We start from the raw sequence: 21,240 nt of genomic DNA on the forward strand, positions 1-21,240 counted from the left end.
TGCTGTCTCGCTGTCCCCGGCTTCTACGGGGTGGAGGCTCACGTCTACGGCCAGCCACCCGTCCCTTCGCCGCTTCCCCGAAAGGCGGGAGATGACGGAAAGATCTTGGGACTGTGTCCGTCGGCTGGGTCTTCCCCACCCGGCACCCGGACGAGAAGGTATTAATCGTTTGCTGTCATGCTGTTTTGCTGTCGGCCTGCAACGAGGCGATCCGCCGTGCCCACAACGAAACCCGCTTCGAAACCGGGCGTGCTTCCGGGCAATCGCAAGGTCATGATCTACGTCGCCTCGAACGTTCATCGGGCGATGGGGCAGTTCGCCCTCGAAGGGGATCGACGCATAAGCTCGGTCTACGTCGAGGCCGCCCGGGAATTCCTGGAAGCCCGCGGACGGCAGGTCGGTGCGGATCCGGCGCCGGTCGCACCCATTTCCGCCTCGGCCTCATCGGAGCTTGCGGAGGCGATCGACCGTCAGGGGAGGCGGATCGAGGAGCTGCACCTCGCAATAGAGGCCATCCAGGGCACCGCGCCGCGTGGCGGTCCGGCCCCGGCCGGGACGAAGACCGCCGAGGCGATGACGGTGATGCTTCGGATCCTGAAGGCGGCCGGAGCTGACGGCATGACCACCCGGGAGCTCACAGACGCAGCCTACGCGGCCGGCCTCAAGTCGGGGACAGCGGAGACGGCGAAGGCTGTCCTGGTGGGGGCCGGGCTCATACGATCGGAGGGAAGGCGCTGTCGCCTCGACAGTGTCTGAAGGCCGGTGGAATAGAACCGGGGGCACCACACACCATCGCGGGAACGCCTTTTCGCATCGCTTCGATCGCACCGAAAAAGCATTCCTGGGCCTCGAAATCGGTCCCGCAGGTTTCCCGCAGGTTTCGCTCAGCCCGAAGGGACGGGAACGAACCGGAGCGAATGGTGTCGAACCGGCATCGTTCATTTTCAATGAGTTGTGGGCAGCTTGTTTCTTACCCATCAACAACGACGCCTAGGGCCGGAGGGCCATTCCCGACGGTTTCCCGTGAACTCCCCCGTCTCAGGGACAGTCCGCGCGCTCCAGGGCCGCCGCGTCCACCGCCAGGATCGCTTCCCGCAGCCCCCCCGTGACGTCCATCAGCGGCACTAAGGCGGCGGCGGTGACCGGCCACCGCGTCATGGACTTCAGCGCGGCCTCGCAATCGACGGAACCGAACGCGTTGCCAGCCGACCCCGACAGCTCGAAATGGAACCGCACGACGTGGTTGCGGCCGGACGCGTGGAAGGCGAAAGGGGTGACCCTCACGGTCACGTCCTCCGCCCGCAGGCATCGCATGCCGTCGGCCACGACCCGTTTCTCGCCCTCGGCCAGCTCGTCCTGCGCAGCGAGGCAGGCGTCGTAGACCGCCGCCGCCCCGTCGACGTAGGCCCGCTTCAAGATCTCAACGAGCTTTGCTCTGATCGCCTCGTCCACCCGCTCAACTCCGTATGGCCGATCTGAACGTCGGCCCCGAGGATATGGGGGAGAGCCGGGATCCGCACCACCGTTCCGGCTCGACGGGCGCCAGCGAATGCTCGCCAGGCCGGAGATTGCCGACACGGGATCGGCCCGGCGGGAGGCCCGGGCGAGGTATGTCCACGGCCGGACGCCTCCCGGGACCGCGCCCATGAAGGCCCGTCCGGCAGTGACTACGGCATCGAGCCGGGCATCCGATAAGGCACGCGGAAGGCTCGGTACGGCGGCATCGCTCCGGACGACGAAGCCGTGTCGGCCTGCGGCGGCGGGCTCGGGGACGGAACCGACAGGACGAGCAGGTAGAGGACGGCGGCGCCGTAGAGGAGGATGATGAACGGCAGGGCGCCGTGGTAGGCGCGCCGCCCGTCCCGGATCGGCCCCTCGACCAGCCTGTCCCATTCCGCATCCGGGAGGAAGGCGTACAGGCGGCCGCGCCACTGGGCGCGGCCCTCGTCGGCGAGCCGGTTGAAGCGCCGGTTCGCCAGGACGGTCACGACGAGGCTCACCACGAGGACCACGGCGGTCGCCAGGGTCACCCATCGAAGCGTCGGCGCCGATGCGATCTGCGCCGCGGCTGGGGACCGCAGCGCGAGGACGATCCCGGCGACGCCGAGGTCGCGCCACAGAGCGGACAGGAGATCCCGCGTCGCCGTCTGGGCGCGGGCGACCTCGTCCTGCAGCGCCTTCCGCAGGTCGCCGAGCGTCTTCAGCGCGTCCTTGCTCTGATCCTGCAGGTGGAAGGCATAGGCCTCTCGGGCGCTCGCCAGGCCGCCCGGCAAGGCGCCGGCCAAGCCGATGGGCCACGTCTCGCCTTCCCGCCAACCGATGGAGAGGTGGTTGTTCAGGAACTGGAACCGCGCCTCCGTCTCCCGAGGCTGGCCGTAGACCCAGCCCGCCGCCTCGGCGAGCGCGGGGAGCGCCCCCGCCGCCCATCCCGCGGGGGCCGGGGCGACTGGCACCGGCGAGGAACGCGGCCCCTTGAGCACTACGGCGAGGCCGTCCTCGAAGGGCCTGATCTCGCTCGGGAGGCAGGCGGCGAGGCGATCGGCGGCCTTGCCGCGCCACGCCGCGAACACGGCCGAATCTGCGGGAAGCGGCCCGGTGGGCAGCCAAGGCCCGACCTCGGACGGCGTGTGCCCGTGCGTCAAGTCTCGGACGTACTTGCGCGGCCGCTCGGTCCGCTCGCCCGGCGCGGGCGGCTCCTTCGGGCCTCCCCAGGGCGTCACGGACAAGGTCGCCGTCGCGAAGGGCGCGAAATCCATCGCGACCCATACGGCGCATGGCGCCGCGGCGAAGGCGTCGTCGAGGGCCCCCTCGAAGCCTGCCACCGTCAGGAAGTAGCACCAGCCCGGCTCCCGGAACTTGGCCAGGACCAGCGTCAGCGTTTCCTCGGCGACATCCTCCGGCGAGCAGGCGGCCGGGTCGACTTCCCCGGCGACCTCGGCGTAGACGCGCAGCGACCCGCAGCCCTCGACGGTCGCGAGGCGCGCGGCCTCGGCGATCCGGGCGAGCGCCGCGGCGTCGGCGGAGGCAGCGCCGTCCAGCCGCCAGTGCGTCGCCGTCTCGGTCACGGACGCGCCGGGCGCCCGCGCGAGCCCGTCGGCGAGCTCCGCGAGGTACGGGCCGAACCCGGCGCTCATCGTTCGGTCACGTGGCCCGTGCGGATGCGGACCACCGTGGATCCGTCCTCCTGCGGCTCGAACGCCACGGTGTCGCTCGCCTGCTCGGGCACCACAATGCTCACTCCCTCGCGGGTGCGGAAACGACGCTGGCCCACTGCGGGCAGGGCCGCCGGCTCGAAGGTGAAGCTCTCGCCGTCGAGCCCGAGCCGGGCGAGGTTGGCGTCGAACCCGGTGCGGACCGCCTCCGAACCGTGCGCGCCGAAGAAGTCCGTGAAGAAGACGTCGGGCTCGAAGTCGGGTCGCTGCCGCGCGATCTCGACCAGCCGTGGGCGGACGTGCGCGGTGATCGCGACCGGGAGCGCGTCGGCATGGTCTCGAACCGTCCGCACCAGGGCCTTCGCCAGGGTCGCGGTCATTTCGCCCTCGCCGTGCAGGCGCTCGGCCTGGAGGAACTCACGGAAGAAATCGGTGATCCCGGTCGGCTTGCTGCGATCGACCACCACGAGGTCGCCCCCGGCGTCCCCGAGCTCGATCAACGCCGACTTCTGCAGCGCCTTGCGCGATTCAGTCAGGCCGTTCACCACGTCGCGCAGGGCCGCGCCCGCGTCGATCACTTCGAACGCCACCATGCGCTCGTGGTCGTACTTGATCAGGGAGTGGAACCGGCGATCGCCGGCGCGCAGCGCGGTGACGATGAGGATGCCGCGCTGGAAGCGGCCATCGTTCCTGTGGAACCGGCGGGCGAGCGTCTTCGACATCTCGACGAATTGCGTTGGGTCCGCCTCCGCGGTCCGGAGCGCAGCATGCGTCTCGGACCCCTCGGAGAACACGAAACGGTTGCCGGACAGGGTGTCGACGATCCGGCCGACGAAGAACCGCTCGAAGTCGCCGATCGGGGTGCTCTCGAACAGGATCGGCTCATCCCCGCCGTGGTGCACCACGTGAAAGATGAAGTGCTCGACGGTGAGCGCATCCCGCTCCCCCTGGCTCAAGACCGGCATGCGCCCCCCAACCCGACCGTCCCAGCGGTTCGTCGTTTGTTCCTAGTACCACGGGTTGTGTCCTACGCCAGCCCATCTCGCGCGCGGCCACGCGGTCGATCGGCCGATCGGCCGATCGGCCGATCCCGGGCCGTCCCGGCCGCGAGGCGGCGGAAAGAGGCCGATCAAGCCCTCCCGCCGCCTCGAAGGCATCCGGCGTGCGAGGGGCGGCAGGGCACGATGCGACCCTTCCGTCCGTTCGCGCGCGGCCTACGCCGGCCTGCCGCCCCTGATCCCGGCCGGTGCGTAGCCGACGCGGGCCCTGAGGCTGGCACCGTTCGCCCGGACATGCTCGCGCTTGCGCCGCAGGGCGACGTGGGGTGCCGGTCGCGGCGAGTCCCCCACCGGGGGCACCAACACGTCTGGTGCGGGAGACGGTCTCGGTACCCCGAAGAAGGTCGCGGCCTTGACCCCGGTGCCGCTCGCGAGCGCGTCGGCCGCGTCGTCCTGCCCCTCCAGGGTCCATTGTCCGTAGATGCGCACCATCGTCTGAATGCTCATGCCGAGCAGGTCCGCGGCGGCGCGCACATCGACGCGTGCGATCCGCAGCCAGGTCGCCGCCGTATGGCGAAGGGTGTGTCTCACCACGTCAATGCCGATGCCGGCATCGGCCATCACGCAGTTCCACATCCATACCGGTGTGGACAGGTACCTCTCGCCGTTGGCTTGGTGGAGGATGTAGTCGATGCCTGCGGCTCGGTCGGCGTTCCTCCATCGCGCCACCGTAGACGCGAGCTTGCGGGAGATGCGTGAGCTCGCCCGCGGCTTCCCTTTGCTTGGATCGAGGCCGAACCCGCGCCGGTGGATGTAGCGTCCCTCGACATCGATGCAGCCGCCGTCCGCGGAGCACTCCCAGCGGAGGTCCCGAATGGCCCCACCCCGGGTTCCCGTGTAGAGGCCGAGGGTGACGAAGCGGCGAAGGATCTTACGGTTCGCGATCGTATCGGGGTCGCGCAGCACGTAGCGGGTGACGACCTTGTCGTCGTCGCCGAGGACGGTCTCGCGTTTCCAATCCTGGGTCTCCGGGTCCCAGATCCGGCCGCGGATCGCCCACATGATCCGCGCGACCTCGGTGCGTCGCAGCCACCGCGTCCGTCCCGGACCGGACTTCGGCACGTAGACTTCCGGATGCCATGCGAGGGCGTTCTCGTCGGCGAAAAGCTTGATCGCCTTTTTCAGCTCGAACAGGTCCTCCCGGGCGCTGGCCTCCTTGGCCAACGGCGCATCGGGGTTACCTGGCCGATAGCGGGCGTCCGGCTGGCTGGTGCGCCACTCGATGAACGCCTTGCACCGCGCGGTCGTGACGTCCTTGAACGCGGCCTCGCCGAAGAAACGGGCGAGGGTCGCGAGCCTCGTTGCGAGCGCGATGTGCTTGTCATGCTCGATCTGCGCGACCTTGCCGACAGGCCGGGCGGCGTCGAGCAGATGCGCCAGCGCGGCCGCGACGGGCACCATCCTCGGACCGACGATCCCGCGCTCGCGGGCGCCTTTCTGCAGCTTGTACAGGTCGAGGAGCGTCTCGGCCTCGGCCCGCCGCGCCGGTGGAAGCCGCGTCGAGATCTCGTTTCGGCCGTCCCGGATGTATAGGGTGACCTTGGCGGCGTCGGTCCTCGACGTCCGTTCGATCAGGTGGGGTCCCTTCGGGGCCGGCCCACGCCTACGATCCATTTCGGGGATGGCCGCCGCGGTCGTCATCAGCGCGACGCGGATGTCCTCCGAGGCGCGCGCGAGCGCGCCCACTTGCATCGTCTCTCTCACGATTCTAGGGTCCTGCATCCTGTGCCCGCACGTGTGCGGGCGTTCCGGGAGGCGGACGCGGGGCGGATCTTCCGCCAAGTTGAACGCGCCCCGTGTCCGCCGCTTACCGTCCGGGCCCCTTGTCGAGGGACGCGACGGATCTCTTGGCCGCTCGCTGTCGGCGTTTCCTGTCGCGGCCCTGGCGCCGCGCTTCTTCCAGCTTTGCCGCGAACAGGGCCTGGGGAGAGATCTCCGAGGTCCTCGCTGGCGCAGGGTCCGGCATCCCACCGTCGTCAGCCACGCCCATCCGGCGGATCGCCATCGGGGTGGTGAAGAATTTTCCCGCGACCTTCGTGATTGCCAGCGTCCCGTCCCTGCCCGCGGTCCGTAGGGTGTTCGTGGTGATCGGGCCCGCTGGCCAGAAGAGGGCGGCGGCCTCGGGCAGGGTCAGCAGCTCGTCCTCGTTCCAGTCCTCGGGTCCGGGCCGGTCGGCGATCCGTGGGGGGATCCGGGAACCCCGACCGGCCGGCTCTCCCGCACGAGACACCCCGGATCGCGCCGGGTCGTCAATCCCTGGGCCCGGAGGCCTCGGATCGACCCGCGCGGCCACGGGGGCATCGTTCGGCAGGCGTGCCTCGTCCAGGGAACAATCCATGGAAGGCGCTCCCGCCGTCGCAGCGGCAGGCACTACTGAAAGCCCGTAGGCGACTGTCAGGTCATCAAAAAAATCCATGGAAGGAGAGAGGTCACGCTCTTCTTCATGATCGATCGGGCGATCTTTCCCGTCGATAGCTGGATTGACGGTTGGTTCCCGCCCCCCGGACGGCAGGCCGTTGCCGCCGGGTGCGACGCCCTGCCACGCCGCCTGGGTCCGGCAGTGCTCCTCATTGGGCTTCCCCGTACCGCAATCCTTATTGCCAAGCTGATTCGCGGGAGGGATCGGAGGGGTCGATTCCGGGGGCGGGACGACCGTGGGCGCCAATCCCGACGATCTATTCGGCGCCGCTCCGGCGGCGTTCGTCATCCCGGACATCGGCCGTCTCACCGGGTCCACGGGCGGGAGCCCTGGTGCCGCCGCCTGTGGCGGCATCTGGACGTCATCCCTCGGGATGACGGCCATGGCTGGCTCATCCCTAGCCCCGGCCTTCCCCTCGCGCCCCTCTGGCAGACGCTTGTTATGCGCCTGTATGACGCCGCCCACGACCGGTGCGGTGCGACGCAGACCGTCTTGCCCCGGTGGGGCACGCCGGTGGGCCGGGACGGATACCGGGACCGTCATTCCCGCGCCGGTGCCGAGGATCGGTCCGAATAGGCGTCGAAGGGTCTTGATCATGGCTCTCGGCTCCGCGGTGGGACACGGATGATCCCGGTGCGGTCCCGTGCAGCCAAATCCATGGAGACCTGAGGCAGGGTGGGGCGGCATCACAGGCCATGGTTGGCATGCGGCCGTGCCGTCGCATCCCCGTTCGGAGACGGTTTTCGGGACGAATCAGGGGCTGCCGTCCCGGCTCACCCGGCGGTGATCGCCGATTCGCCGACGAGCGCAATCTGAAGCTCCGTCTGCAGCAACTGTCAGTAGAATCAGGCTGATTATCCTCGCTTGGCGTCATGCGATTGGCATGCGGACGGCATGCATCATGGTTAAACTGCGCTCCCCGGCCTGCTGGTCCGATTTAATGCTGCATCTCCTCTTCTCGGGAGGCGTATCTAAGCGGAAGCTCTGCCGATTGGAGCGAGGCAGATGCTTAAAATCTTACGGATATTCCGCTCTGTGCGCCAGAAGCCGGCAGTGACGGCATCAAGTGGTTTGCCTCCGGTCGAGAACGCAGCTCCAGCACCGCCGGCATGTCGCGGTGATAGCGGTCTCCGCCCCGTCCGGATGCTCACTCTCGCTACCGCCACCAGGGACTACGCTAGGAGGCTGGAGAGCGGCCTGCTCGACAGCGCCCGCGACGCCGACCTACGGCCGCTGGCCGAGGCCATGGGACCGGAGATCTGGTCCTGGCTTTATGCGCTTCGGCTCACCGGGCAGGCCCCGTGGCGGGCTCGGCCCGGCACCGATGAGCGGATCGAGCGCGCGATCGCGAACCGCCTCATGATCGCGGACCTCGACACGTGGGACCGGGCGATCCGCGTCCTCGACGCCAGGATGGATCGGGCCCGGGTCGGGGAGCTGCCGATACCGCCCCCGCTGGCCCTGCCCCAGGAAGTCCGCCTCGGCCTCGAAGCGCGCCGCAAGGCCGCGCTGGATCGCCTTAGCCGGCGCCGCGGCCGGCCCACGGACGCCTCCGGGGGACCGGCACCGGTCCCGGACGAAGGCGCGCATCACCCACCCCTCCCGTCAAAGCCGGCCTGAGCCGGCCGCTGCGACCCACAGGACGAGCCGGATGTCGACGACGCTACCCGACCGAGACGACCATCCTCCGGCCGGGACGGTCACCTCGGGCACGCCCGACAGGAGCAGGCGGCCAACCCTGGATGTCCGCTTCGTGATCCGCATCAGCGCGACGCTCGACGCGGCCATCGCGGCCTGCGCCGGGGAGGAGGGCGTCACCGCCAGCGCCTGGGCCCGGCAGCGTCTCCTCGACGCGATCGGGCTCCGCTCCCCCATCGACGCCCAAAGCGCCCAGCCGACGCGGCGCCCGCCCGAGGACATCGTCGCCATCTCGGCGGCCGTGCGCGAGCTCGCCGCGGTCAATGCCGCGCTGGCCATGAACGACGGCCGCGCGGCGCGGGCGAGCCTCGACCAAGTGCGCGCCATCCTGATCCCGATGGTCGTGCGGTTGCCGCCGCGATGATCTCAGGCGCCACGCGGGGACAGGGGATAGGCGACGCGCTCGCCCGCCACCTGCTCAAGACGGAGAACACCGAAGTCGTCGTGATCCCCGCCCGCGGGCTCGGCAGCGCCGACCTCGCCGGCCAGATCCGCGAGCTCGTCGCGCTGTCCGCGGGCGGCCGGACGGATCGCCCGGTCTACCACGTTCACCTGTCCCCCGACCCGAACCTGCGCGACGCAGACGCCGCGCGCGCCGAATGGTGGCGCCGGTTCGAGACGGAATTCGGCCTGTCGGGACAACCCTTCTGCGGGGTCGAGCACGTCAAGGATGGCAGGCGGCACGACCATCGTGTCTACGGGCTCGTCAGGCCGGACGGGTCGGTCGTCGGCCTGTCCTTCGACTACCCCCGTCGGGAGAAGATCAGCCGCATCGTCGAGCGGCAATTCGGCCTTCGCCCCGTCGCCTCCAAGCACGCGCGCGCGGTCGAACGGGGATTGCGGCGCGACGGCATGGCGGACGTCGCGGACTGGCTGGCGGCCTCGGGAAGCACGGAGGCGCCCCGTCCCGTCGCCCCCCTGACGCCGATGGAGCGCCTCCGACAGGTGAGGACGGGTGTCGCCCTGGACGACGTGCGCCGCGCGGCTTTGTCGGCATGGCGGGAAGGCGGGGACGGCGCGGCCTTCGTGGCCGCGCTGCGCGCGCGGGGCCTCGACCTGCGGGCGGGCCGCAAGGGGCCGGTCGTCGTCGACGCGAGCGGTGCCGCCCACCTCGCCACGCGGCTGATCGGGGCGGCGGCGCGCCGCTTCGAGGGGGAAAGGGTCCTGGCGGCGACCGTCCGCGCGCGGCTCGCGGGGCTGGAACTGAAAGGGATGGACGATGGAACAGTCGCAGATCGAACGGCGCCTCGACGCGCAGAACAGTCTCCTGCACTTGATCGCGGCGGCGCTGGCCCCGGATCCGGCCGAATCGGAGAATTCGGGATTCGAGGACCTGGTCGCGGTGCTAGCGGACCTGACGGAGGCGGTGGCCGACGTGACCGTGGCCGTGCAGGAGATGCGCTCGGCCGGCTGCGCGCGATGCCGGCCGGCCGGGCCATGATCCTGCGCCGGCGTCTGAGCGCGCTGGATCCGCGTCACGACGCCTGCATCGCGGCCGCCGGGCGCGCCCGGGCAGCGGTCGCACGCATGGAGGAAGAGGCGCACTACGAGCGAGAGCGAGCTTGGGCCTTATGGGGCCTCACCGACATTTGGGGCGTCCCGCTCGTGTAGCGCTCGCCAGCCGCCGAGCGGCCGGACGTCCGGGCCTCCCTTGCCACGGCCACGATCGCTTCGCCGATCCCTTATGACCGGCGATCCCGAGGGATCCTTGCCTGCAACCCCCGGACCGGGGCTCACGCCCGTTACAGGACGACGTCCTCGGTGACGTCCGCCGGTCTCAAAGGCAGGATGAAGCGCAAGCCCACGGCCGCGTCCATCCGGCGAACCACGTGAGCCCGGCGGCACCCGACCGTGACCGCCGCCCCGACCGGGGGGAGTGGGTCGAGTTCGACCGCTGCGCCATGGGTGGACACGTCGCGCAGCCGTCCGAGACCGCCGCCACCGTCCCAGGCGACACGGACCTCGGGCCGGTGCGGCACGATCCGGATTGCGTCCCGTCGCTCGGCCCCTGGCCCGGGACCGGCCGCATGCCAGCGCAGGCGGGCGGACAGCCGGCGAAGCGCCTCCTCGCCCGCCTGCAGCTCCAGGCGGAAGCCGTCCGCCGAGGGGCCCGAGGCAAGGCCCCTCAGCGTGCCTAGATCCGGAACCCGGCACACGACCCGCGCACCCTCCAGTGGTGCCGCGGCGGTCCTGACCTGCAGCGCATCGAGCGTGTCCCCGACGACCGTGCAGTCCCGCTCAACCCCGGCGGGGTCCAGCCAGCGGCCCGGCAGCTCTACCGACATCCTCAGAGCTCCCTGATCCAAGACAGCAGGGTGCTGCCCGTCTCCCACCGGGCGTCCGGGCGGAACGTCTCGTCGACCTCGCGGGGGACGACGCCGTAGCGGGTATGAAAGGCCTTGCTGAAGCTCTTCAGGTTCTCGTAGCCGCAGGCGTAGGCCACGGCGGAGACGCGTTGGGTTTTGCCCCCCTCGACCCCGGACAGTATCCGCATCGCCCGGGCGAGCCTGCGGTTGCGGATGTAGGTCGCTACGCCGCCCTCCGCCTCGAACATCGCGAACAACGGGGAGCGCGACAGCCCGAACCGCGCGCGGATCACGTCGACGCCGAGATCGGACCGACCGAGGTTGGCCTCGATGAACTGCTTCACCTCAATGGCCAGGATCGCCGGCCGGTTGTGCGCGCTATCGGTAGTCGGTGCGAGGGCGGCGTTGCAGAGGGCTACGGTAGCCGTGGCGAGCAGCTCGCGCTGCCAGGCGTCCGATGTGTCCAGGCAGTGCCGGGTGGCGCGCATGTGCTCTGACAGCAGCCGAAGCAGCGGGCGCCCCTCCTGCAGGAACAGCCCGCGGTGCAGGGCCCCTACCTCGCCGATCCGGGCGTCGAACATGCGCCGCGGCAGCGCCAGGTTGATCCCGGTCATTCCCTGGGAGACCGAGCGCGAGCGCTGCGAGAGGTCGTACAGCGCCAGCGCGCCCTCCGGGATCTCGCGGTCCCCGGACGGCCCGTCGATGCTGGAGCGGCCACCGGTGTAGAGGCGGAGGATCACGTGGTCGACGGCCTGGGTGGCGATCTGGGTTTGCGTGCGCTCGACGGCCTGCGGACCCGCCTTGATTGCGCTGAGCAGGATCGGGCCGACCCGCCAGCATCGAAAGCCGACGTCGCGCGGGACCGGCACCGACCGGTCGAGGATTGGCATGAAGACGCCGCCGATCGCCCGCACCCAGGCCTCGCGCCGGGCACCGTCGTCCTTGATGCGGTGAAACTCGGGGTCGATGACGTCTGGATGCTGCATCGCGGCTCCCCGGGCGATCGCCCCACTGGGCCACGCCGAAGTCCTGGGTCAATCGCCCGACCTGGATCGTCCGACTATTGTCCCCAAAAATGTGTTAAGGACGCCAGTAGACATATTGAGGACGCCAGTAGACACAACACATCTGCATCGATCGAAAATATTACAGCTGATTAAACTTCGAGAGCCGAACCTTTTGCTTGTTCAGGCGCCGTCGCGCCAGGCTCAGAAGGACGCCTTTTCATGTCTTCGTCGATCACGTTGTCCGCCGCGACGCGGCAGAACCTCCAGTCCCTGCAGGACACCGCGGCGCTGGCCGCGACCAACCAGAACCGCTTGTCGACCGGCAAGAAGGTCAACTCGGCGCTCGACAACCCGGTGAACTACTTCACCGCCGCCGGTCTGACCGACCGCTCCACCGCCCTGGGCAGCCTGCTCGACGGCATCTCCAACGGCATCCAGGCCATCCAGGCGGCGTCGAAGGGCATCGACAGCATCACGAGCATCGTCAAGCAGATGCAGTCCGTGGTCGCGCAGGCGCAGTCGAACGCCGCGACCAACCTTCCGAAGCTTCAGGGCACCCAGGCCCTGGCGACGGCGGGCGAGGCCACCGCCACCGGCAAGAGCCTGCACGACGTCGCAGTGGCCAAGACGCTCGCTGGTACAGCTGGGCCCGCGACCTCGTCCGCCGTCGGCGTCGTCGGCATCGACAACACCAAGGCCGACACGCTGCAACTCGCAGCTGGCAACACCGTCTACAACGTCAGCATGACCTCCGGCACGGTCAACGACCTCGTGAACAACATCAACAAGTCGGGCATCGCCACGGCGGCGATCGACAGCCTGGGGCAGCTGCAGATCACCGGCACCGGCTCGGACACGCTGACGGTCGCCGCCGGCAAGCTCAACGCCACCACGGGCGCGCTCACGGCCGATGCGGGCGAGCTCGCCAAGCTCACCGGCGGCGCCGCGCCCTCGGCGGCCGGCGGCACGTCGGCGCAACGCTCAGCCCTCGTCTCGCAGTTCACCACCCTGCGCGACCAGCTCAACCAGACCGCCAAGGACGCCGGCTACAACGGCACCAACCTGCTCACCGGCGACAACCTGACCATCGCATTCAATGAGAAGACCGGGACCGCGCAGTCCAAGCTGTCGATCCAGGGCAATGCCCTGACGACCGACAGCCTCGGCATCGGCAAGTTCGTCGACTCCGCCACGACCCAGGCCGGGGCCGACGTCGGCATCCAGAACAACGCCGACCTGACAAAGGCGTCGGACGCGCTGACGAACGCGCTCGCCAGCCTGAAGTCGCTCTCCTCGAACTATGGCTCGAACCTGTCGACGGTGCAGAACCGGCAGGACTTCACCAAGTCGATGATCGACGTGCTGACCACCGGCGCGGCAAACCTGACCAACGCCGACATGAACGAGGAAGCGGCCAACAGCCAGGCGCTGTCGACGCGCCAGTCGCTCGGCATCTCGGCGCTGTCGCTGGCGAACACCGCCAACCAGGGCATCCTCCAGCTCCTGCGCTGATCCCGCCCGCCCCGCGGCGGCCGATCCGGCGCGTCCGGCCAGCCGTCGCGGGGGCCGCCGTCCCCGTCCCTTGCGCCTCCCACCAGCCCGGACCCGTCCCATGATCCCGAAAACCATGTTGCCGCTCGCGGCCGCCCTCGGCCTGTGCCTCGGCGCCTGCTCCGACGAACCCTCGGAATCCGCGATGCGCGACGCCGCCGCCGACCTGGTCCGGCAGCAGGCCCAACTCTTCCGCATGGGCCCGTCCGGTGGCGGCGCGGACCTGGCCTTCACGTCGTTCCGCAAGGTTGGATGCGAGCCCGCTCTGCCGAGCCTCGGCGGGTACACGTGCGGCTACGAGGCCGCCATCAACGGCAGCCCCGCCGTCCGGGGCCGGGGGCGCTTCTTCAGGAAGGCCGACGGCACGCTGGCGATGGCCCAGTAAGGCCGGCGATGTCGATCCTCTCCCAAAGCCTCGCCGTCGCGGCGTCCCTTTGCTTTATGGCGCCCGTCCCGGCATGGCCGGGCGGGGCGATGACCTTCCCCCAGGTCGTCGCGAAGAATGCCGCTTACCGTTCATCCTGGCACGGCCTGCTCGCCGAAGTCCCGGCGGGCGACCGCGAGGCCGGATTCATGCGGTCGCTGGCCGGCCCGGCGACGCTCATGCTCGTCGTGCGGTACGACGGGCGGAGCTACGTCACCGGCACGATTTGCGAGCTCCGGAACTGCGCGGCCAACGACGTGGTCGCGCTGATCGTGCCGGAGACGGGCCGGATGTACGCGGTGCAGCGCCGCCGCGGGGACGTTCCGCTGCGTTATCGCTTCCTCGGGCATCCGGATGCCGCGATGCAGGGGATCCTCGTCGATCAGGCGGAGCGGGCCGACAGGCACCGGGCGGAGCTACTGCGCTAGCCGGCCGTCCCGCGCCGGCCGCGGTCCGGCCACGCCTCGCAGCCGAGCCTCCTCGCTGAACCCGGGCGCCCCGGCCGCGGCGCCCGTCGTCACCCCTCGAAATCGTGGAACCAACGATGACCATGAAGACGACGCCGCCGCTCGTCGCGGCGACGCTCTGCCTCGCCCTCGCAGCCTGCGACGGGGAGCCGTCGGCGCCCGAGATGCAGGCGGCGTTCGCCCGTAACGTCGCCGCCATGTCCGGCCCGGAGACCGCCGCGGCCAATCTCCAGCTCGGGGGCAAGGCTCCCGGGCATGTCGACGACCGGATCGAGGTGTCCGACCTCAGGAAGACCGCATGCAAGCCCGTCGAAGCAGGCGACGGGTACGACTGCGAGTTCGCCATGACAGTCAACGGCATCGTCCGGCCCGGAATGAAGGCGCGCTTCCGCAAGGGCGCCGATGGTCGGCTGGCGGTCGCCGGATGAGCCGGGCGACGTCGATCCTCTTGCGGCGCGCGGCCGGCGTGGCCGTGGGCCTCGCCCTTGCGGCCCCCGCCGCCCCCGCATCCGCACGCGCGTCCCTCGCGGACGCCATACAGCGCTGGTACCGCACCGACCCGGCGATCGTCTGCGTCTCGCCGCAAGGGCGGCCGAGCCGGTGCCCGCTGTCCGACGACCTGACCACGAACGTCAGCCTCGACCCGGCGGGCACCGCCGCCGTGGTGTTCCTGACCTGGCTGACGGATCCCACCGGCAACGCCGAGGGGACCGCCGCCGCGGTGTTCCGGGACGGCCCGGACGGCTGGCGGATCACGCGTCGGCTGCCCGGCATCCACGCCAAGCCGGCCGGCAAGGTCGTCTTCCGCGGCGACACCGCCACGTTCACGATCGAGGCCATGAGGCCGGACGACGCGCGGTGCTGCCCGACCGGCAGGAAAGCCGTCCGCGTGGACCTCCGCTAACCGGGGCGGTCCTTCGAAGGGCCTGCACCCGGGCATGCCGGCCGCGACTGTCCCAAGCCTGAATGAGGCCGGACCTGAAGACGGTCGTCGCTGAGATTTGAGCGGATGTCCGGGCCCACATCGGCGGCCCCGGGTCGTAGCGGCGCGGGGCGTTGGACGCCAAAATGCGGACCTTCCGCAGCCGACCCGACCCGGTCGCCGGGTGCGAAGTCGGCGTTCCGCCAAAGCGGCCGTTCGTCAACCGTCCGTCTAATCCGGCTAATTGTGGAAAACGGGGCATTGCCGAGAGACCCCAAAGTGCGATGTTGCGCGGCTTCGAATGTATCAACCACCTTGGCACCGAGACATGGCGGATCACGTAGGCTTTGACGATGGCGCGTGGCTCAACGAGCCCACCGACTGGCGGATCGAAGACGGCCGCCTCCTCGTCGTAACCGACAGGGCCACGGATTTCTGGCGGGAAACGCATTACGGCTTCACCCGCGATACTGGCCACTTCTTCGCAGTGAATACGGGTAGTGCTTTCACTGCACAGTTGCGCATTCGAGCAAGCTACGAACAATTGTATGACCAAGCCGGAATAATGGTGCGCATTTCGGGAGAGCGCTGGATCAAAGCTGGGATCGAATTGTCTGATGGGCTGCCCATGATTAGCAGCGTTCTCACATTGGGAAAGTCCGATTGGTCTACTGCACCATACAACGGCGATGCGAGCGACTTTTGGCTGAGAGCAACCGTATCCGACGGCGTTCTGCGCTTGCAGGTATCGTCTGATGGACAATACTGGCCTTTGATGCGGCTCTGCCCGTTCCCGCCGACTTCAAACTACAGTGTTGGCCCGATGTGCTGCACACCCGAGCGCTCAGGCTTGAATGTTGCGTTCTCCGATTTCTCGATCAGCGGTCCCAATGGCAAAGACTTGCACGACCTCTCGTGAGCCCCGCCGCCCATCCGCGATGGGTCGTGATTGGGTGAGGCAGCCACGTCGGCTTCAATGCCCTTCCGCTCGTAAACGGATTGGCTGAAATCCACCCCACGCAGCCGTTCCGCAAGCGACCCAACTGAGCCGTTCGCAACACCGTTGCCGCTTCCCAAAAGCAGCCGTTGAAAATGGGCGAGGTTGGAATAAGCTCACGCCATGGCGGTTCGCGTTGTCATTCCTGAAAGTCCGAGCGAGGCGGATCGCAACGCTGTTATAGAGCCGTTACGCGCTTATAACGCGTCTCAAGTAGCAAATCCTCTTCGCCGCCCCGTGGCCATATTGTTGGTCGACGAGGACGGGGCCCATGTGGGAGGACTTTGGGGGAAATGTACATATGATTGGTTGCACATAGAATTTCTTGCAATACACGAAAATTACAGAGGCAACGATTACGGGACAATGATTTTACATGAAGCTGAGCGGCTAGCTAGATCTAACAATTGCGTTGGGATTTGGCTCGATACGTTCGAGTTTCAGGCCTGCGGTTTTTACGAGAAGTTGGGATTTGAGATATTCGGAAAGATTGAAGATCATCCTATTGGACAAAGTCGTTTTTTTCTTCGCAAGAGATTTTAGGAAGCGGGGCTTGCGGGTTGGCTTCGAGAGCGAGCAATGATTGATGCGGCAGCAGCGGACAATATGCTGTCGCCCTTGCACGATGCTCTGCATTATCCCGATTTGTCCGAGAACCAGATATTCCGACATACGGCTACAGCCGTGTCGTCTGGCGCTCGATCCTCAATCAGCCACGCCGCGCTGATGGAGCGTGCCTTGGGCATGGTTGGGGCCTTGACGCAACTTGCCGGGTCCGATGCGCCGACGCAGGGTATGAACCACGCCGGTCCCAAGAGGCGAACCGTGAAGCCCGCGCCCGCTCGCGTCATGATCAGCGCGAGCCCTAGTTGCTGCGTCGGCCGCCAGGGAAAGACGATGCGCCCACCGGGCCGCAATGCCTTCAACCAAGAGCTGGGCGGTGAGACCACGCCCGCGTTGACGTAGATCAAGTCGCAATCCGGCAGAGGTAGTTCCGTTGCATCGCCCTGCACGACACTCACGCCCTCGAATGGTGCGAGATTGTCAGATGCTCGACGTGCCAGCGCCGGTTCGATCTCGAACGCATGCACGCGGCCGTTCGGCAAGGCCAGCATCGACAGGAGCGCGGTATAGTACCCAGCACCTGCCCCGATGTGGACGATGGTCTCGCCGCTCTTCGGGGCAACAGCGCCAATCCAGCGGGCGTGCAGGAACGGTTCGCCGTTGTTGATGCCCTTGGCAGCATCAAGGGCAACGAGGACGTTTTGGTAGATAAAAACAGGATCCGCACTCGGTGTCTCGACGTAGCGCTCGTTCACCCTGATCTTCCATGGGCCGACACCAAGAAACGCTTCTCGCGGGACGCTTTCAAACACGTGTTCGAGCCGGTGGTCGTCGCCACCGCTGGCCACAGCCATCAGCCTCGCGTGGAATGCACGCACCTCAGTGGCGTTGGTATGCTGGTCCATGTAGCGTTCAACGTCTGCTTCCTCGCGAATTTGCCCGAAAGCGGACGGGCAGAAAACCACCCCGAGCGGTCACTCACGCTCGTACGGTAGGGGGTTCGTCCAACGGACGTCCGGGATCCGCCCTAGGGTATCCGCTCCACCCGGGGCGGGAACGTCTCACAAGACCCGTACGCTGATCCTTTCAATGGCGGGGGGCCCACCGTACACTTTCCGCCCTGACGACGATCCTGGCCGGCCACTCTCGGCGCCACGCCAACCTGCAAGCCCTCACCACCTGCCGCACTGGCCGCAAACCATTCGGCGGAGTTCCGCGCCTCCAGTCGCAGACCCATACGAAGCAACGTAAGCCCCGCGTCCGGCGTGAGCACTGCCGCGGGGCCTACGTTGCTCACCTGATGGCCGCGCTGGTACCCAGCAACCGCTCCATCTCTACCAGCAGGCGCCATCGGCGTCGGCTCGCTCAACGCACGCTTGCGCGATCCGTTGAGCGAGCCGATATCGAGCATCTTGCCTGTCGTTGATCGACCCGGGAGCGATTGCGCGTTCAATGGAGATATGCGGCGACAGCTTGGATGAGATCCTAATCGACCTGTATCAATCCTTGTTGGGATCAGGTCGTCCTAACACTGGATCCCGCGGCTCTACATATGAAGTCCTGGGGGCAGCGATCCGGCTTCGAAAGCCCAGAGCGCGCCTCAGCCGGTCTGAGAACCGGGGCAAACCTTTCAGCGCCCTCGCCGAGTTTCTTTGGTACCTCTCAGGATCGGGGGAACTTGAGTTCATACGGCCCTACATTCCGGACTATGAGGCGGAGGCCGTCGACGGGATGATCCCGGGCGCCTATGGCCCTCGCATCTTCTCCATGCGGTATGGCATCGATCAGCTCGACAACGTCACGAAGCTCCTCAAATGGAAGCCGACGTCGAAGCGCGCCGTCATACAACTCTTCGATGCGGAGGACATCGCCCTCGACTATGCGGCCGCGCGAGGCGAGGGCTTCATCTACCGCGAGGTGCCTTGCACCGTGAGCCTGCAGTTCCACCTGCGGGAAGGGCTGCTGCACCTGTCGGCCAACATGCGGTCCAACGACGCCTACAAGGGGCTCCCGCACGACGTGTTCTGCTTCACCATGATCCAGGAGATGATGGCGAGGCGCCTGGACGTGGAGCCGGGCGAGTACCTCCACTACGCGGGCAGCATGCACATCTATGAACCGGATCTCGACAAGGTCCGTGGCTACATCACGGAAGGCCACCAGAAGATGGTCGAGATGCCGCCGATGCCCCCGGGCGATGCGTTCGGGCTCGCCGAGACCCTCGTCGCGGCGGAGGGCAGGATCCGCGCCGGGGAACCTCGCTCCGCGGCCGAGACGACCTTGGCACCCTATTGGGCAGACTTCCTACGTCTCCTTGAGGCGTTCTGGGCGTCCGGCGACGAGGCCAAGCTCGATGCGCTCAAGGCGGGCATCACGCCGGCCTTTAGGATGTTCGTCGACAGCCGTCGCGACAAACCAAGGCGTCAGCCCATGCCGCGGCAAGCGCAGTTCATCAGGGGTTTCAAGCGACAACCGGAACTGACCCCTTCGCGTCACGAGGATCTGACCCCCATGCCGGTTTCCTCGCCTAGACGGGCGTGGGGTTGGGGACGATAGCGGCCCTCTGTAGAAGTCCGCTGCGACGCTTCTCGCGCAGGCGGTAGCTGTCACCGCGGATGGTGACGACGTGGCTATGGTGCAGCAGCCGGTCGAGGATGGCGGTGGCCACCACCGCGTCCCCGAACACGCTGCCCCACTCGCCCACCGCCCGGTTCGAGGTCACCAGCATCGCGCCGCGCTCGTAGCGGCGACTGACGAGCTGGAAGAACAGGTGCGCGGCATCCGGCTCGAACGGCAGGTAGCCGAGCTCATCGATGATCAGCAGCTTCGGCTTGGCATAGTGCGTCAGCCGCTCCTCCAGCCGCCCCTCGGCGTGCGCCTTGGCCAACTGCGCCACGAGCGTCGTGGCTGGGGTGAACAACACGCCGTAGCCGGCCACGATCGCCGCACGCCCGATCGCCACCGCCAGATGCGTCTTGCCCACCCCGGGTGGTCCGAGGAGCAGCACCGCCTCACCGTTGGCGATGAAGCGGCCGGTGGCGATCTCGCGGATCTGCGCCTTGTCCAACGAGGGCTGTGCGCCGAAGTCGAAGCCGGTCAGGTCGCGCACGAACGGGAAGCGGGCCAGCCCGAAGGCCATGTCGATGCGCCGCTGATCGCGCCGGGCGATCTCCCGCTCGCAGAACAGCGTCAGCGCCTCGCGGATCGTCAGTTCGCCCCGGCCGGCCTCGTCGATCAGGCTGTCGAGTTGGTCACGCATGGCCGTCAGCTTCAGGCGGTCGAGCAGTACGGTGAGGTGATCGTGTTCCTCGCTCATCAGAAGCCTCCCCCGGCGACAGCCTCGTACTCGGCGAGCGGACGCAGCAGTTCCGGCGTCGCCACGAGAGGAGGCGGGTCGCGCCGATGAGCCGGTCGCTCACGGCTACCCACGAGCCCGGCCAGATGAGCGTCGTCGACCGCACGGCCGTGACGTCCCTTCAGTTCGGCATGCGCGGCGACCTCCCGTCCGCCGTGGTGGACGCGCACCACCGCTCCGCTCACGGTGACCCGCACCCGCTCACCGATCAGCCGCCAGGGTACCGAGTAAGCGTTGCCGTCGACCGCAACCGCGCAGTCCGCTCCGACCCGGCGCACGAGATCGCGCGCGGCGGAAAACGGCGGCACGCCCGCGAGCGGCCGTAGCGCCCGAGCCTCGTCGCGGGCGAACCGCTCGCCCGGCGCCTCGCCGGTCGTGCCGTGCACGCGCCGGTCGGCGACGTCCCGCGTCCAGGCATCGAGATGCGCCTCCAGGGCTGCGAAGCTCGCGAAGCGGCGGCCGGCCACGGCATTGTTCTTGACGTAGCCGACGCCGCGCTCGTCCTTGCCCTTCGTGCGCGCCCGGTACGGGGCGCAGGCCCGCACCCGGAAGCCCCAGTGGCGGGAGAAGGCGTGCAGGCGCGGGTGCAGGACGACCTCGCGGCTCACAGGGTCGTGGTGCAAGACCAGGGCGCGAGCGTTGTCGAGCAACACCTCGTGTGGCACGCCGCCGAAAGCCCGGAAAGCGCTCTCCAGCCCGGCGAACCAGTCCTCCTGCCGTTCGTGGCCGAAGGCACGCACGTGCAGGCGGCGCGAGTAGCCGAGCGTCGCTACGAACAGGGAGACCCGAGTCGGCACGCCGCCGATCTCGACGCGCCGTTCGCCAAAGTCGATTTGCATCTGCTCGCCCGGCCGCGTCTCGAACCGCACGCTCGCCCGCGCGGCGATCACCAGATCCCGCCGCAACGGCGCGACCGCCCGCTCCACCGTGCGCAGGCTGACGTGGATGCCCTTCTCGGTCGCCAGATCCTGGCGCACGACGTCGGCGTTGCCCGCATGCTGCCGGAAGCGTTCGACCAGCCAGTCCGCCAAGCCGTCGAGCTGCTTCGAGCGCGAGGGCGTCGCGCAGGGGCGCCAATCCCCCCGTCGCAGCCACTGCTTCACCGTGTTCTTCGAACAGCCAAGCTCGGCTGCGATCCGCTTCGCGCCCCAGCCGAGCGCCTGCAGCCGCATCATCGCCGACACGTCGTCCGGCGTCTTCATCTCGGCCCTCCACGGATCGTCCATCCGCGTCAGAGCCTGAGCCTCGTTCCTGATCATCTCGACCTCCTCGCTCATCGAGGGGGTCAGATCCTCATGGCGTCAGGGGGTCAGTTTGCCG

The 21,240-nt window shown here is 68.4% G+C and carries 22 protein-coding genes; 12 read left to right on the forward strand and 10 right to left on the reverse strand.

Annotation, left to right across the window (positions count from 1 at the left end; all coding sequences use genetic code 11):
• Positions 1–249 precede the first annotated feature (249 nt).
• On the forward strand, positions 250–756 hold the full coding sequence (locus tag ABC766_RS30250) for a hypothetical protein (protein ID WP_345820231.1): 507 nt from the start codon (positions 250–252) through the stop codon (positions 754–756).
• 282 nt (positions 757–1,038) lie between these two features.
• Here the strand turns inward: ABC766_RS30250 and ABC766_RS30255 are convergent, their stop codons facing one another.
• From ABC766_RS30255 to ABC766_RS30275, 5 genes are all read right to left on the reverse strand, one after another.
• Positions 1,039–1,452: a hypothetical protein gene (locus ABC766_RS30255; RefSeq protein ID WP_345820232.1), complete on the reverse strand. Its 414-nt coding sequence runs from the start codon at positions 1,450–1,452 to the stop codon at positions 1,039–1,041.
• Positions 1,453–1,667: 215 nt separating this feature from the next.
• Complete coding sequence (locus ABC766_RS30260) at positions 1,668–3,134, reverse strand: hypothetical protein (RefSeq protein ID WP_345820233.1); 1,467 nt, start codon at positions 3,132–3,134, stop codon at positions 1,668–1,670.
• Complete coding sequence (locus ABC766_RS30265; RefSeq protein WP_345820235.1) at positions 3,131–4,117, reverse strand: nucleoid-associated protein; 987 nt, start codon at positions 4,115–4,117, stop codon at positions 3,131–3,133. The genes ABC766_RS30260 and ABC766_RS30265 overlap by 4 nt, the downstream gene beginning before the upstream one ends.
• A gap of 249 nt (positions 4,118–4,366) precedes the next feature.
• Positions 4,367–5,611 (reverse strand): tyrosine-type recombinase/integrase, encoded by a 1,245-nt coding sequence (locus ABC766_RS30270; RefSeq protein ID WP_345820237.1) that lies wholly within the window; start codon positions 5,609–5,611, stop codon positions 4,367–4,369.
• Between the two features lie 406 nt (positions 5,612–6,017).
• A complete protein-coding gene (locus ABC766_RS30275) occupies positions 6,018–6,917 on the reverse strand; it encodes a hypothetical protein (protein ID WP_345820238.1) in 900 nt (299 codons plus the stop codon).
• A gap of 855 nt (positions 6,918–7,772) precedes the next feature.
• On the opposite strand from ABC766_RS30275, the gene ABC766_RS30280 reads away from it, so the two are divergent.
• The 3 genes from ABC766_RS30280 to ABC766_RS30290 are packed head-to-tail and all read left to right on the forward strand — an operon-like array spanning position 7,773 to position 9,938.
• Complete coding sequence (locus ABC766_RS30280) at positions 7,773–8,249, forward strand: hypothetical protein (RefSeq protein ID WP_345820240.1); 477 nt, start codon at positions 7,773–7,775, stop codon at positions 8,247–8,249.
• Positions 8,250–8,280: 31 nt separating this feature from the next.
• Positions 8,281–8,691 (forward strand): hypothetical protein, encoded by a 411-nt coding sequence (locus ABC766_RS30285; RefSeq protein WP_345820241.1) that lies wholly within the window; start codon positions 8,281–8,283, stop codon positions 8,689–8,691.
• The gene (locus ABC766_RS30290) at positions 8,688–9,938 is read left to right on the forward strand and encodes a relaxase/mobilization nuclease domain-containing protein (protein WP_345820242.1); all 1,251 of its coding nucleotides are present in this window, start codon (positions 8,688–8,690) and stop codon (positions 9,936–9,938) included. The genes ABC766_RS30285 and ABC766_RS30290 overlap by 4 nt, the downstream gene beginning before the upstream one ends.
• A 131-nt stretch (positions 9,939–10,069) precedes the next feature.
• Here the strand turns inward: ABC766_RS30290 and ABC766_RS30295 are convergent, their stop codons facing one another.
• Together ABC766_RS30295 and ABC766_RS30300 are read right to left on the reverse strand one after the other, a co-directional pair.
• The gene (locus ABC766_RS30295; RefSeq protein WP_345820243.1) at positions 10,070–10,612 is read right to left on the reverse strand and encodes a PilZ domain-containing protein; all 543 of its coding nucleotides are present in this window, start codon (positions 10,610–10,612) and stop codon (positions 10,070–10,072) included.
• Positions 10,613–10,614: 2 nt separating this feature from the next.
• Positions 10,615–11,619: an AraC family transcriptional regulator gene (locus ABC766_RS30300; protein WP_345820244.1), complete on the reverse strand. Its 1,005-nt coding sequence runs from the start codon at positions 11,617–11,619 to the stop codon at positions 10,615–10,617.
• Between the two features lie 240 nt (positions 11,620–11,859).
• Here ABC766_RS30300 and ABC766_RS30305 point away from each other — a divergent pair, with 240 nt between their 5' ends.
• The 7 genes from ABC766_RS30305 to ABC766_RS30335 all read left to right on the forward strand — a co-directional run bounded on the left by ABC766_RS30305 (position 11,860) and on the right by ABC766_RS30335 (position 16,544).
• Positions 11,860–13,152, forward strand: a complete 1,293-nt coding sequence (locus ABC766_RS30305) for a flagellin (protein ID WP_345820245.1) — start codon at positions 11,860–11,862, stop codon at positions 13,150–13,152.
• A 100-nt stretch (positions 13,153–13,252) separates the two neighbouring features.
• Complete coding sequence (locus tag ABC766_RS30310; protein ID WP_345820246.1) at positions 13,253–13,576, forward strand: hypothetical protein; 324 nt, start codon at positions 13,253–13,255, stop codon at positions 13,574–13,576.
• An 89-nt stretch (positions 13,577–13,665) separates the two neighbouring features.
• Entirely contained in the window at positions 13,666–14,043 is a 378-nt protein-coding gene (locus tag ABC766_RS30315) for an Ivy family c-type lysozyme inhibitor (protein ID WP_345820247.1), read from the forward strand.
• Positions 14,044–14,159: 116 nt separating this feature from the next.
• Positions 14,160–14,510 carry a hypothetical protein gene (locus ABC766_RS30320; protein ID WP_345820249.1) on the forward strand — a complete coding sequence of 117 codons (351 nt, stop codon included), beginning with the start codon at positions 14,160–14,162 and terminating at the stop codon, positions 14,508–14,510.
• Entirely contained in the window at positions 14,507–14,986 is a 480-nt protein-coding gene (locus ABC766_RS30325) for a hypothetical protein (protein ID WP_345820250.1), read from the forward strand. Before ABC766_RS30320 ends, ABC766_RS30325 begins: the two co-directional genes overlap by 4 nt.
• Positions 14,987–15,332: 346 nt before the next feature.
• Positions 15,333–15,923, forward strand: coding sequence for a DUF1349 domain-containing protein (locus tag ABC766_RS30330; protein WP_345820251.1), 591 nt, complete (start codon positions 15,333–15,335; stop codon positions 15,921–15,923).
• 201 nt (positions 15,924–16,124) lie between these two features.
• Positions 16,125–16,544 (forward strand): GNAT family N-acetyltransferase, encoded by a 420-nt coding sequence (locus tag ABC766_RS30335; RefSeq protein WP_345820252.1) that lies wholly within the window; start codon positions 16,125–16,127, stop codon positions 16,542–16,544.
• Positions 16,545–16,636: 92 nt separating this feature from the next.
• Here the strand turns inward: ABC766_RS30335 and ABC766_RS30340 are convergent, their stop codons facing one another.
• Positions 16,637–17,470, reverse strand: coding sequence for a protein-L-isoaspartate O-methyltransferase family protein (locus ABC766_RS30340; protein WP_345820254.1), 834 nt, complete (start codon positions 17,468–17,470; stop codon positions 16,637–16,639).
• Positions 17,471–18,017: 547 nt separating this feature from the next.
• Between ABC766_RS30340 and ABC766_RS30345 the strand changes: the two genes are divergently transcribed.
• Complete coding sequence (locus ABC766_RS30345; RefSeq protein ID WP_345822855.1) at positions 18,018–19,121, forward strand: thymidylate synthase; 1,104 nt, start codon at positions 18,018–18,020, stop codon at positions 19,119–19,121.
• On the opposite strand, the gene istB is transcribed toward ABC766_RS30345, so the two are convergent.
• Together istB and istA are read right to left on the reverse strand one after the other, a co-directional pair.
• On the reverse strand, positions 19,093–19,881 hold the full coding sequence (gene istB, locus ABC766_RS30350) for an IS21-like element helper ATPase IstB (protein ID WP_127991182.1): 789 nt from the start codon (positions 19,879–19,881) through the stop codon (positions 19,093–19,095). The genes ABC766_RS30345 and istB overlap by 29 nt on opposite strands.
• Complete coding sequence (istA, locus tag ABC766_RS30355) at positions 19,881–21,179, reverse strand: IS21 family transposase (RefSeq protein ID WP_427902312.1); 1,299 nt, start codon at positions 21,177–21,179, stop codon at positions 19,881–19,883. Before istA ends, istB begins: the two co-directional genes overlap by 1 nt.
• Positions 21,180–21,240: the final 61 nt, after the last annotated feature.

Origin of the sequence: Methylobacterium fujisawaense (assembly GCF_039619325.1) — a bacterium.
Lineage (GTDB): Bacteria > Pseudomonadota > Alphaproteobacteria > Rhizobiales > Beijerinckiaceae > Methylobacterium > Methylobacterium fujisawaense.